Here is a 12,793-nt window from a genome sequence, read left to right as displayed (position 1 = left end):
CAGGTATTAGCTAAGCGCTTCCAGAGACTGCTCAATAATGCTGAGCCCTTCTTCCAACACCGCGGAAGAGACGGTTAGCGGCACCAGAATGCGGATGCTGTTGCCGTAGAAGCCGCAGGAGAGAAGGATCAAGCCTTTCTCGCGGGCTTTGGCACAGAGCGCACCGGTGAGCGCTGTATCGGGTTTTCCTTCGCTATCGAGCAATTCAAACGCTGCCATGGCGCCTAGCTGGCGGCCGTGGGCAACGGCAGCAAAGCGCGCTTCCCATGCCGCGAAACGCTCGGCGAGCATTTTGCCCATCTGCTCGCTGCGCTCAAGAATATTCTCCTCTTCGATCACCTCAATCACCGCCAGCGCTGCCGCGCAGGAGAGCGGATTGCCGCTGTAGGTGCCACCTAGGGAGTTGGGGCCGGAGGCATCCATTACCTTGGCGCTACCTACTACTGCAGAAAGCGGCATGCCGTTAGCGAGGCTCTTGGCAGTGGTCAGAATATCCGCTTCGATGCCGCTATGTTCGAGAGCAAACAGCTTGCCGGTGCGGGCAAAGCCCGACTGCACTTCGTCGGCGATCAGCAGAATGCCGTGCTCGTCGCACAATGCGCGCAGCGCTTTCAGGTAGTCCGGTGAGGCGATGTAGAACCCGCCTTCGCCCTGTACCGGCTCAATCACGATGGCCGCCGTGCGGTGGGGGGCGATATCGGTTTTGAACAGCGTGCGAATGGCGTCAAGCGAAGCTTCTTCGCTAATACCGTGCAGCGGGTTGGGGAACGGTGCGCGGAACACGTCGCCCGGCATCGGGCCGAAGTCGTTCTTGTACGGTAGCACCTTGCCGGTCATGGCCAGGGTCATCATGGTGCGTCCGTGGAAAGCGCCGTCGAAGGTAATAATGCCGGTGCGGCCAGTGGCAGCGCGGGCAATCTTCACGGCGTTTTCCAGCGCTTCGGCACCGGTGTTGACCAGCATCGCTTTGCGCTCAGGGCCGCGCACCGGGCTTAGTTCGCAGAGCTTTTGGCACAGCTGCACATAGGGCGCGTAGGAAATGACCGCGGCGCTGGTGTGCATAACTTTCTTGAGCTGCGCTTCAACGGCGGCGACGATTTTCGGGTGGCGGTGGCCCAAGTTCAGCACACCAATACCGCCCGCGAAGTCGATCCAGCGGTTGCCGTCGGCATCCCACAGCTCAGCATTTTCAGCGCGCTCGGCAAACTGGGTTGTCGGCGTGGCAGCACCGTTAGCCACGTAGCGGTTTTTCAGGTCGTTCAATTCTTGGTTAGTCATCATAGCTTTCCTTATAAACCGCCAACGCAGACATATTTAAGTTCAGTAAATTCATCAAGACCGTGGTGGGAGCCTTCGCGACCCAACCCGGACTCTTTAACGCCGCCAAACGGCGCCAACTCGGTGGAGATCAACCCTTCATTCACACCGACCATGCCGTACTCCAGCTGCTCCATGGTGCGCCAGATGCGGCGGTAATCCGTAGCGTAGAAGTAAGCCGCCAGGCCAAAGGGTGTATCGTTGGCCATGGCAATGGCTTCTTCATCGCGCTGGAAGCGAAACACCGGCGCGACCGGGCCGAAGGTCTCTTCGTCGGCCACGGCCATCTTGGTGGTCACATCCGCCAGCACCGTGGGAGTGAAGAAGCGCTCGCCTGCGGCGTGAGGCTTACCACCGCAGAGCAGCCGAGCACCCTGGTTCACTGCGTCGTCCACATGGCGCTGCACTTTATCTACCGCTGCTTGGTTAATCAGCGGGCCGATAATGCTGCCATCCGCCAGGCCATCGCCAACCTTCAGTGCGTTCACTCGCTCGGTGAGCTTGCTGACAAACGTATCGTAAATGCCGTCCTGCACCAGGAAGCGATTGGTGCATACGCAGGTTTGCCCAGCGTTGCGGAATTTGGAGGCGATTGCGCCATCAACAGCGGCATCTACATCGGCGTCGTCAAACACGATAAACGGCGCGTTGCCCCCCAGCTCCATGGCGGCCTTCTTCACTGTACTGGCGCACTGGGCAAGCAAGTGCTTACCCACCGGGGTGGAGCCGGTAAACGAGACTTTGCGCACCCGTGAATCCGTGGTGAGCACCTCACCCACCGCTGCCGGTTTTGAGGCAGTAATCACGTTAATGGTGCCTGCAGGCAGGCCCGCTTCCAGCGCCAGGTAAGCGGCGGCAAGCGCGGTGAGCGGCGTGGCTTCGGCGGGCTTGATCACCACGGTGCAGCCCGCCGCCAGGGCCGGGGCGCACTTGCGGGTAATCATCGCCAGCGGGAAGTTCCATGGGGTAATTGCCGCCACCACACCTACCGGCTCGCGCAGAACCAATAAGCGTTTGTCCGCGCCATGACTTGGTAGGGTTTCTCCTGCCATACGCTTGGCTTCTTCGGCGAAGAACTCGATAAACGACGCACCGTAGGTGACTTCGCCTTTGGCTTCCGTCAGCGGCTTGCCCTGCTCCAGGGTCATCAGACGGGCCAGGTCGTCGGCGTGTTCGTTAATAAGCTCAAACCAGCGCCGTAGCAGTGCCGAGCGCTGCTTGACCGGTGTGGCCCGCCAGGCAGCGCCAGCGTTGTAGGCGGCGGCCACGGCGTCACGGGTATCATCGGCGCCCATATCCGCCACCCGGGCAATGGTTTCACCGGTGGCGGGGTTATCCACCGCAAAGGTTTGTTGACCTGTACGCCACTCGCCACCCACCAGGGCTGGAACCGCATCGTGCAACCACTGTTCGATAAAGCTCATACGTTGCTCCTAAAAAGCTTAAGTCCAGAAATCTCGTAGGACGGCTTACAGGTCCACTTGCATATGGCGATCGCTGTAGTCACGCCCGTAGGTGCGCAGCGCATGCACGTAAAGCACGATGCCCAGCACCGCCCAGCCAGCAAAGATAGTCCACTCCGCGACGCTCAGTGCCGCCGGGCTACCGGGCAGGTAGAGGCACGCCATACCGAAAGAAAGAATGATAGCGAGGGTGCCGCACAGCTTGCCGTTACTTACCTTGAATGGGCGGGGCATATCCGGCTCGCGCACCCGTAGCACCACAAAGGAGATCGCCACAAACAGGTAGGCCAATACGATGCCCAAGCCACCCGCATTAACGATCCACACCAATGCTGGGCGGCCAAAGAAGGGCGCCAAACAGGAGAGAAAGCCCATCATAAAGATGGCATTAGTAGGGGTTCTGTAGCGAGGATGCAGCTTGGCAAACGGCGCAGGTAGCATGCCTGCTTTAGCGAGGGCATAGATTGCCCGAGAGCCGCCGATATAGAAGGCGTTCCAACTAGTAATAATGCCCGCAATACCCGCCATGACCATTAAGTTGCTGGCCCACGCGGCGTTAAACAGGCTTCCCATGGCGTCCGGCACACTCAGTGAACTGGCCGCCAGTTCAGTGCTGTTGAGCGCCAGGCTGGTCGCCAGAATAATCAGCGCATACCACACCACCGCCAGAATCACCGACATCATCAGCACTTTGCCGATGGCCTTATAGGGCAGATTGATCTCTTCAGCGGCCTGGGGGATAACGTCAAACCCCACAAACAGAAACGGCACCATGACCAGCACCGCTACAATGCCTGCGAACACGCCGGTGTCGGCCTGGGTGAAGAGCGGCATCATATTGATGGTTTCGCCTTCAAACAGCGAACCGGTGACAAACATGACCCCCACCAGCAGAATTAACCCAGTCACTACCTTTTGCAGCAGCGCAGCGGTGGTCACACCGAAGTAATTGATGATCATCATGACCAACGAGCCACCTACACCTACCGCTACCCAGGTGGCTTTAACTTCCCAGCCGGCAATCGTCCACAGATGACCGACGGCATAGTTGGGCGCCAGATGTTCAATCACTGTGGGAAGTGCTACCGCTTCAAAGGCCACCACGCTTAGGTAGCCTAGAATAATCGCCCAGGTGCACAAGAAAGAAGGTAAGTGGCCCAAGGCGCGGTAGCTGTAGACGTGCTCGCCACCGACTTTGGGCATCGCAGCGGCAAGTTCAGCATAGGTAAGGCCAACCAAGACAATCGCTAAACCGCCGATAATAAACGCTATAATGGCGCCTAGGCTGCCAGCGGATTGAATGGCGGTACCGGTGAGTACAATCCAGCCCCAACCGATCATGGCACCGAAGGCCAGCGCTAATACATCGCCACGGGCGAGTACCCGGACGAGCCCTTCCTGTTCTGATGAGGATGTGGTCATTTGAAATTGTCCTGCGAGTTATTGGATGTTGTCGTAGGCGCTCAGGGGCGCAGTATCCTGATCCTGTTTTAACAGCCTTTCTTTGAATAGGCATGTTTTTAACGGTTTCGCCAAACAGGATGGCCACACGCTAGCAGGCGGGAGAGAAAACGCGAACGCACCACTTTTGCGTTCGACTAGACCACTTTTCATGCGCACCGAAAGGGTGCACTATTTTCATACGGCTTTCGTCTAAGTGCCCGCCGTTAGCGGGTTAAGCGGGATTAAGGGGTGTTCAAATGGATCGTAAGGAGGTCGTGCACCAACTTGTACAGCTTTATGCACTCCAACCGGAACGGTTGAGTAAGCAGGTGCGTATTGAGCAGGCATTGCGACAAGCCATTACCCAGCAGTGGCCTGCCGGGCTGCGGCTGCCCTCCCATCGCCAGTTGGCGGATGCCCTTGGCGTTGCCCGCCAAACCCTGGCGCTGGCGATCCATACGCTACTCGAGGAGGCACTGCTTAAGACCGCCCACGGCCAAGGCACCTGGACGTGTCGGCCCGTTACGCCCAGCCTTTCCTTGCATGGCAATGCACAGCTCTCATCACGCGCCCAGCGGGTGCTGGATGGCCCAGGCGCTAGCATGATCCAAAGCGGCGCCTTCGTGCCCGGCATTCCCGATATCGCCCAATTCCCGATGCGTAAATGGCGGCAGCTCTACGCCAGCGTAACGGTGCCGCAAAACGCCCTGCTGCTCTCCTACTCCACCGGTGGCTACGGCCCATTAAAGCGCGCGATACGCGATTTTCTGGCGCGCTGGCGCAATATTAGTTGCGACACGGAACAGATCATCATCACTGACGGTACCCATAACGGCATTGAGCTATGCGCCGTGGCGTTGGCTGATGTGGGCAACACTGTTGCCATGGAGTCGCCCTGCTACTGGGGAGCGCGCAACGTCTTTACCGCCGCAGGTTTGGAAATCGAACCGGTGGCGTGGCTGCCAGGTCAGGGGCACATGCTTCCGCCTGCTCCTGGCCCGGTCAAGCTGGCCTACTTGACCGGCTCGCACCATTACCCGCTCAGCGTGCCTACCAGTGCGGTGGATAAACAGCGCTTATGCGATGCCCTAGCGCCCGCGTATATTGTCGAAGATGATTACGAGTTTAACCGCGACGACCACTCCAATCTGCTCTTTGACCCGCACTCGGAGCGCCACTTGCTGGTGGGCTCGTTTTCCAAGATGATGTTTCCAGGACTGCGCTTAGGCTATTTAGTGGTACCGCGTCATTTAGCGGGGCCAATGAACCGCTTGCGCAGTGAACTATTCCGCGAAGGACGCATGCTGGATCAGGCCGTACTAGCACAATTTATTTTTGATGGTGATTTGGATGCCTGGTGTCGGCGCATTCAACGCGACTACCTAGGGCGCCAACAGGTGCTGCATGATCAACTACATTCGCTGCCGCAGGTGCGCAGCGTTTCGCCACCGAGCAGTGCTATTAGCCTTTGCGTCGAGTTTGAGCCGGGCGTTAACGATGTGGGAATCGCTCAGTCACTGCTGAAAGAGCATTTAATTGTGCGTCCATTAAGCCCAGTGTGTGCACCAACCGATCCGCGCGTCGGCTTAGTAATGGGCGTCGGCATGCTATCAGGGGAAACGCTGGTGCGTGAAGCACAGCGCCTGCGTCGCAGCCTGGAAGCACTGCTGCGCTAGGCGTTATTAATAGTGCACAGGTAAGGAAGGAAGTGTTTCTCAACACCTTATCCACAAGCTTTGAACGGTTTATACACAAGGACTTTTATGCGTCACCCTGTTGATAATTTCATCGTCGCCTCTTCGGCTGCTTTCGCTAGGCTTCGCCTCTGGGCATCACTAAGTCTTGTGCTCCTGCTCTCGGGCTGCGCCACCTTTGCGCCCAACCCGCCTCAGGATCAAAGCAATATCTGCGAGATCTTCCGCGAGCAGCCCAGTTGGTACGACTACGCCCAGGAATCAGAGGAGAAGTGGGGCACACCGATCGCCACCCAGATGGCGTTTATTCAGCAGGAGTCTTCGTTTCGTAGCCATATCCGCCCGGATCGCAAGTACTATCTAGGCTTTATCCCCGGCCCCCGGCCCTCTTCTGCCAAAGGCTACGCCCAGGCCCAAGACCCCGTTTGGGGGGAGTATGAGGATCAAGCGGGCAGCCTGTTTGCCCGGCGTACTCATATGAAACACGCCACGGACTTTATTGGCTGGTACAACCGTCGTTCCCAGCAGCAGGCGGGCATATCGCTCAGTAATCCCGAGCACCTCTACTACGCCTATCACGAAGGCGCGGGGGGCTACCAGCGGGGTTCTTACCGCGGCAAACCACAGGTATTGAGTGCGGGGAGACAAGTAGCTGCTCGCGCTAACCGTTACCAAGCCCAGCTCAATGCTTGCGAAGCGGAGTTTCAATGCCGCAAGTTTTACCAGATCTGGCCATTCTGTCGTAGTTAAGGAAGCTGACGATGTCACTATGGATGGGTGCTGCCCTGGTTAGCGTGGTGTTTTTTACCTCGATGCTCTCCGGGGTGTTTGGTATGGCGGGCGGATTGGTACTGCTATGGTTTCTGCTGCTGATCTTTCCCGCCGGCACGGCGATGGCCGTTCACGGGGTTATTCAACTCACGTCTAACGGTTCGCGGGCGTGGCTGTCACGGCGCTATATTGTCTGGCGCATTGTCGCTTTTATGACGCTGGGTGTACTAAGCGCCGCGGGCCTGCTTCTGCTGTTCAGCTACAGCCCCAATGCCGCCAGCGTCTCTATATTGATTGGCCTAATGCCGATTTTGGTATGGCTGCCCAAGCGCTGGTTTCACCTGGATGCCAACCGCGCCAGCCACGCACTGTGCTGCGGCATCGCCTCTGGCGGTTTGACGATTGCCGCAGGGGTTTCCGGGCCGCTAATCGATATCTTCTTTGTCCGCTCACGTATGGATCGCCGCCAAGTCGTGGCGACCAAGGCAATGATTCAGGTAGTGGCTCACAGCATTAAAATCATCTTCTATCTCGGCGCCGCCATGGCGCTTAGTACCGGCGAATGGGGCATTGTGCTGCTAGCGGCGCCGTTTGCGATCTTTGGCACCCACACCGGCAACCGCATTTTACACCGCCTCACCGATGCCAACTTCCGCACCTGGACGCGCTGGATCGTGACCGGTATTGGGGTTTTCTATTTCATTCAGGGAATATTCCTACTCACCCGCTAGCGTTGAGGCAGTGCCCAAACGATTTGCACGACATCAATGCGACAATTGCCGCACAATACAAACCAGTAATATCAGAACGCCTTACCTGGCGTAGCGCAGCTAATTATCTTGCAGGGAACATCGCCAATGTTTCTGAAACGGTGCGGAGTGCTTGTCTTGAAATAGTATGATTCACCTGGCCCTAAGCGCCTCGTATTACTTCCAACAATGATTTCAATCTCACCTTCCACGACAAAACCAGCCTCTTCACCATAGTGAGTAATCATGGCTTGCCCAGTATCAGCACCCGGTAAATATCGCTCAACCATAAAAGCCAAGGCACGGTTAGGACGATTTGCCCCGACAAGCTTGAAGGAAATATCACCGGAAGCAATATCAACTAAATCATCCGCCGAATAGAAAACCTGCTCCTGACTATCAAGATCCATCGTAAAAAAATCACCGACGCTCATAGAGAATGCGTTTAGGATTTTCTTCAGGGAACTGACGGATGGGCTAACTTTTCCTTGCTCTATTAGCGAAAGACTTGAGTGGGTAACCCCACACAACTTTGCTAGTTCTCGCTGCGAAATCCCTCGCTGCTTGCGCAGGGAGCGCAAGCTCGCACCCACGTCATCCGACATGCTTTTTTTCACTCCCTATCAATAAGTAAATTACGTTGTTGGTCTATTGACGGGCACATAATAGCGCAAAAAAAACCCCACGGCTGTGGGGCAAAAACTTAATTAAATGATCGCTTTCTACAAAAGATAATTCGCTTAGTCGGTGTGCATCGTCGTGGTCAGCTCAAGTACTTCGAGCATCAGCCAATCCCACGACCACTTCAGCCTCTTGCGGCTCGTCTTCGTAAGCAATTCGGAAGCCGGTAAAGCCGTAAAGAATGGCAAATAACGGACTAAGCAGCGCTAGAAAGGCATAAGGCGCGTAACTGAAAGCACTGACGCCCAGCGTGGCAAACATAAAGGCACCACAGGTATTCCAAGGCACCAGAGGCGACGTCATGGTGCCAGCATCTTCTACCGTGCGAGACAGGTTTTTCAGTTTCAGCGAGCGACGCTTGTACTCGCTGGCATACATGCGGGCAGGAAGAATAATACTTAGATACTGATCGCAACCCACTACGTTAGCAGCCATCGATGTCGCCACTGTAGTAGCAATCAGGCTGCCAGTGGTCTTGGCCAGTTTGAGCAGACTTTCCACGATGGTACGAAAGAACCCCGCCGACTCAAGAATCCCGCCAAAGCTCATCGCGATAATGATCAGCGAAACAGTCCACATCATGGCGCTAACACCGCCGTTGGTCAGCAGGTCGTCCACCGTGGCGTTTCCAGTGTCTACCGCGTAGCCTTCCACAAAAATAGTAAAGCTATCACCTAGAGGTACGCCCTGAACCACAATCGCGCAAACAATACCCATCAACGAACCAACAGAAAGGGCAGGAATGGCCGGCACCTTCTTGACCATCATCACGATAACTGCCGCAGGCACCAGCAGCAGCCAGGGACTGATCATAAACAGTTCATCTAGACTCTGCTGCAACTCGGCTACTTGTGCCGCACCATCACCTGAAGGCGTCATGTTCAGGCCAATAATGGTGTAAAGCACTAGCGCCACCGCGAGCGCCGGAACCGTGGTGTAGAGCATATAGCGAATGTGTTCAAACAGGTCGACACTGACCACACCTGGCGCCATGTTGGTAGTTTCGGAAAGCGGAGAAATCTTGTCGCCAAAATAAACCCCAGAGATCACAGCACCTGCTACCATCGCCGGATTAAGGCCTAGCCCTTCACCGACGCCCATCAGGGCGATACCAATAGTGCCTGCCGCCGTCCAGGCGTTACCACCAGCCAACGATACCAAACAGCAGATCAAGCACGCCGCAACCAAAAAGTAGTCTGGTGCCAAAATGCTCAGCCCGTAATAGATCATGGTGGGCACAATCCCACCGGCAATCCAGTAGCCAATAATGGTGCCGATAATGATTAGAATCACAATCGCCTGTGTGGTCAGGCCTATGGAACGTAAAATACCCGCTTCGAGATGCTTCCAGCGGCTACCCGTCGCAATAGCCACTATCGTCGCTACAATCGCACTCAAAAAAAGTGGCAAGTGCGGATCCGTCTCGAAGTAACCAATAAATACGCCCAATGATGCCGCCATAAACACAATCGGTATCATGGTCGCTTTTAAACTTGGGCGGGGAGTTTCTTGGTCTTCCTTAGCAGTGTGGTCAGTCGACATAATGTTCTCACTTAATGTTTGATTATTGGTCGTCGTATTTCCGTTAGGAAATCATTGCAGTGATGGCGACTCCGATCATTGTTATGCTTGTTTTTATTGTTTTTTCAGGCACAAGGCCCCCTCGGCGAGGGGGCACGGCATTTGCCGTGACACCTAGCGCTATTGAATCGAATCAATAAAGGGTGAAGTACCCAGGCGAAGCTCGTTACGAACTTCGATGGTTCAAACGCTTAGCGACATCCACACCGTCTTCACTTCGCAGTATTTCTCCTGCGCGTGAAGCGATTTATCGCGCCCATTGCCCGACTGCTTCACGCCGCCGAAAGGCACTGTCTGATCGATACCCGCCCAGTTATTCACGTATACCTGACCGGATTGCAGACGCCGCGAGACCCGTATAATGCGGTCAATATCCTGGCTCCAAACGCCGGCAGCGAGGCCAAAGTCACTATCATTCGCCAGTGCAATCGCTTGCTCTTCGCTGTCGAAACCGAACACACTCAGCACGGGCCCAAAGATCTCTTCGCGGCCAATGCGCATATCGGGGGTTACGTCATCGAAAATCGTCGGAGACAGGAAATATCCCTGGGTGTGATTGGCTTCGCCCTCTAGCGTCAGGGTGGCGCCTTCGCTCTTTCCTTGGCGAATATAATCAAGTACCCGCAGGTACTGCGCTTCATCGACCATGGCGCCCATAAAGCTATCCGGGTCGAGCGGGTCTCCTGGCTGCATGCGCTCAGCAGCTTTCACCACGCGGGCCACAAAATCCTTGCGAATACTGTTTTCCACCAACAGTCGCGAACCGGCAATACAGACTTCGCCTTGGTTGTGGAAAATAGCTTCCGCAGCGCTTTGGGCGACGGCATCGAGATATTGGCAGTCAGCGAAAACGATATTAGGGCTTTTGCCACCGCACTCTAGAAACACGCGTTTCAGGTTGGATTGTCCAGCGTACTGCATGAGCTGTTTACCCACAGCCGTGGAGCCGGTAAACGCCAGACAATCTACCTGCATGGAGAGCGCCAGAGCTTTGCCCACCGTATGGCCGTAACCGGGTAAAACCTGAAATACGCCGTCAGGAATACCGGCTTCCTGGGCAAGATGCGCCAAGCGCAGCGCTGATAAAGGCGATTTTTCCGACGGTTTGAGAATGACGCTATTGCCCGCGGCCAGTGCTGGGGCAATCTTCCAGGACGTCATCATCAGTGGAAAATTCCATGGCACAATGGCCGCCACGACCCCCATGGGCTCGCGTAACACTAACCCAAGTGCGCTATCTCCCGTGGGGGCCACTTCGCCATAAAGCTTGTCGATACACTCCGCCTGATAGCGTAAGCAAGCGACAGTGCCTGCCAAATCCCCTAGTGAGCTGGAAATCGGCTTACCCATATCGAGCGTATCGAGTAACGCCAATTCATCGCGGTGTGCCTCGACCAAATCGGCCAGGCGCAGCAGCACGCGTTTGCGCTGACTCGGGTGGCAACGTGACCAGACACCACTTTCAAAGGTTGCACGGGCTGCTTGCGTTGCACGCTCAGCATCTAGCGCATCGCAGCTGGCCACTTCCGCAAGCACGCTTCCGGTAGCAGGATTGATACTGGTTAGTGTGCTGCCAGCGACGGCGGCCACAAACTCGCCATTGATAAAAGCGCGCGTTTCAAAGCTCAGTGACGCTGCTTTTGCTTGCCAGTCGGCTAGGATTTTCGTGTTATCTACCGCCATTATGCACTCTCCATGGGGTGTGTTATCGCCAGCTTTTCGGCTGTTTTGTCCAGTGCCAAACGCGCTTTGCTCACCAGTTCATCAATTTCACTGTGCGTGATGATGAGCGGCGGGGATATCACCATGGTGTCGCCCACTGAGCGCATCACTAGCCCGCTTTCGAAACACAAATCACGGCACAGATTGCCTACGGAAAGGGATTTATCGAAGCGCTCGCCAGTGCTCTTGTCAGCGACTAGTTCCAGTGCGCCGATCAAGCCTAACGAACGCACCTCACCCACCAGCGGATGTTCAGCCAGTTCCTGCCAGCGTTTAGCCAGATAAGGGCCCAGGTCATTGCGAACGTTGTCGACCACTTGCTCACTTTCCATCAGTTCGAGGTTTTTAAGCGCAACAGCCGCACAGACCGGGTGGCCGGAGTAAGTAAAGCCGTGGAAGAACTCACCGCCCTCTTCTATCAATGTATCGGCCACGCGATCTCCCACCAGCACCGCGCCAATGGGCAGATAGCCCGACGACAGCCCCTTGGCAATCGGCATCAGGTCAGGTGTTAGCCCATAGTGAGTACTGCCAAACCACTCGCCTAAACGCCCAAAGCCGCAAATGACTTCGTCGGCAATCAGCAAAATATCGTACTTAGCCAGAACTTCTTTCACCGCAGGCCAATAGCTGTCCGGCGGAATGATCGCACCACCTGCGCCCTGCACCGGCTCGGCAATAAAAGCCGCTACGTTGTCTTCACCTAATAACAGGATTTTCTCTTCTAACGCTTGGGCACACTGCTTGCCGAAGGCCTCCTGACTCATGTCGCGACCATCCCCAAACCAGTAAGGCTGGCAAATATGGGTAATTCCCGGCACACAAGGGCCACCTTGATCATGCATCGGCGCCATGCCGCCAAGGCTCATACCCGCCACGGTAGAACCGTGATAACCATTTTCACGCGAGATGATCCACTGCTTTTCCGGCTTGCCTTTGATTGCCCAATAGCGGCGCACCATGCGCAGCACGGTATCGTTGGCTTCGGAACCGGATCCGGTGAAGAACACATGATTGATATGCTCGGGTGCCAGCTCACTTAGCTTGGCGGCCAGCTTCACTGCCGGTGGGTGGGTGGTTTTAAAGAAGTTGTTGTAATACGGCAACTGCTGCATCTGCTCGGAGGCAGCCGCAACCAACTCCTGACGCCCGTAACCGAGATTTACGCACCAAAGTCCCGCCATACCATCAAGAATGCGATTGCCCTGGCTATCGTAAATGTATACCCCTTCGGCATGAGTGATGATGCGGCTTCCCTCTTCACCGAGGGATTTAAAGTCGGTGAAGGGATGAAGATGGTGCTGGCGATCCAACGCCTGGTAATCCTGGGTCTGCATAAATCAGTTCCTGCTCAAATCGTTGCAACAAGCGT

10 protein-coding genes are annotated in these 12,793 nt (G+C 55.9%); 3 read left to right on the top strand and 7 right to left on the bottom strand.

Annotated elements, in window-relative coordinates; translation table 11 throughout:
• Window positions 1–6: 6 nt before the first annotated feature.
• From gabT to ACW17M_RS13680, 3 genes are read right to left on the bottom strand one after another with little or no spacing between them, the layout of a single operon-like run.
• Complete coding sequence (gene gabT / locus ACW17M_RS13690; RefSeq protein ID WP_457547627.1) at window positions 7–1,278, bottom strand: 4-aminobutyrate--2-oxoglutarate transaminase; 1,272 nt, start codon at window positions 1,276–1,278, stop codon at window positions 7–9.
• A gap of 11 nt (window positions 1,279–1,289) precedes the next feature.
• Complete coding sequence (locus tag ACW17M_RS13685) at window positions 1,290–2,741, bottom strand: NAD-dependent succinate-semialdehyde dehydrogenase (protein WP_027957076.1); 1,452 nt, start codon at window positions 2,739–2,741, stop codon at window positions 1,290–1,292.
• 45 nt (window positions 2,742–2,786) lie between these two features.
• The gene (locus ACW17M_RS13680) at window positions 2,787–4,202 is read right to left on the bottom strand and encodes an APC family permease (protein WP_041158713.1); all 1,416 of its coding nucleotides are present in this window, start codon (window positions 4,200–4,202) and stop codon (window positions 2,787–2,789) included.
• A 278-nt stretch (window positions 4,203–4,480) separates the two neighbouring features.
• Here ACW17M_RS13680 and ACW17M_RS13675 point away from each other — a divergent pair, with 278 nt between their 5' ends.
• The 3 genes from ACW17M_RS13675 to ACW17M_RS13665 all read left to right on the top strand — a co-directional run bounded on the left by ACW17M_RS13675 (window position 4,481) and on the right by ACW17M_RS13665 (window position 7,419).
• Window positions 4,481–5,899: an aminotransferase-like domain-containing protein gene (locus tag ACW17M_RS13675; protein WP_041158714.1), complete on the top strand. Its 1,419-nt coding sequence runs from the start codon at window positions 4,481–4,483 to the stop codon at window positions 5,897–5,899.
• An 87-nt stretch (window positions 5,900–5,986) separates the two neighbouring features.
• A complete protein-coding gene (locus tag ACW17M_RS13670; RefSeq protein WP_027957079.1) occupies window positions 5,987–6,667 on the top strand; it encodes a transglycosylase SLT domain-containing protein in 681 nt (226 codons plus the stop codon).
• Window positions 6,668–6,678: 11 nt separating this feature from the next.
• Window positions 6,679–7,419 carry a TSUP family transporter gene (locus ACW17M_RS13665; RefSeq protein WP_457547626.1) on the top strand — a complete coding sequence of 247 codons (741 nt, stop codon included), beginning with the start codon at window positions 6,679–6,681 and terminating at the stop codon, window positions 7,417–7,419.
• Window positions 7,420–7,490: 71 nt separating this feature from the next.
• On the opposite strand, the gene ACW17M_RS13660 is transcribed toward ACW17M_RS13665, so the two are convergent.
• The 4 genes from ACW17M_RS13660 to ACW17M_RS13645 all read right to left on the bottom strand — a co-directional run bounded on the left by ACW17M_RS13660 (window position 7,491) and on the right by ACW17M_RS13645 (window position 12,758).
• A complete protein-coding gene (locus tag ACW17M_RS13660) occupies window positions 7,491–8,042 on the bottom strand; it encodes a cupin domain-containing protein (protein ID WP_041158716.1) in 552 nt (183 codons plus the stop codon).
• Window positions 8,043–8,205: 163 nt separating this feature from the next.
• A complete protein-coding gene (nhaC, locus tag ACW17M_RS13655; RefSeq protein ID WP_027957082.1) occupies window positions 8,206–9,660 on the bottom strand; it encodes a Na+/H+ antiporter NhaC in 1,455 nt (484 codons plus the stop codon).
• A 222-nt stretch (window positions 9,661–9,882) separates the two neighbouring features.
• A complete protein-coding gene (locus ACW17M_RS13650) occupies window positions 9,883–11,382 on the bottom strand; it encodes an aldehyde dehydrogenase (protein WP_457547625.1) in 1,500 nt (499 codons plus the stop codon).
• Window positions 11,382–12,758: an aspartate aminotransferase family protein gene (locus ACW17M_RS13645; RefSeq protein ID WP_457547624.1), complete on the bottom strand. Its 1,377-nt coding sequence runs from the start codon at window positions 12,756–12,758 to the stop codon at window positions 11,382–11,384. The genes ACW17M_RS13650 and ACW17M_RS13645 overlap by 1 nt, the downstream gene beginning before the upstream one ends.
• Window positions 12,759–12,793 lie beyond the last annotated feature (35 nt).

It is taken from the genome of Vreelandella sp. 2A-K22 (assembly GCF_054065485.1).
The sequence above is the reverse complement of the archived record's forward strand: the minus strand, read 5'-3'. Positions and strand labels throughout refer to the sequence as shown.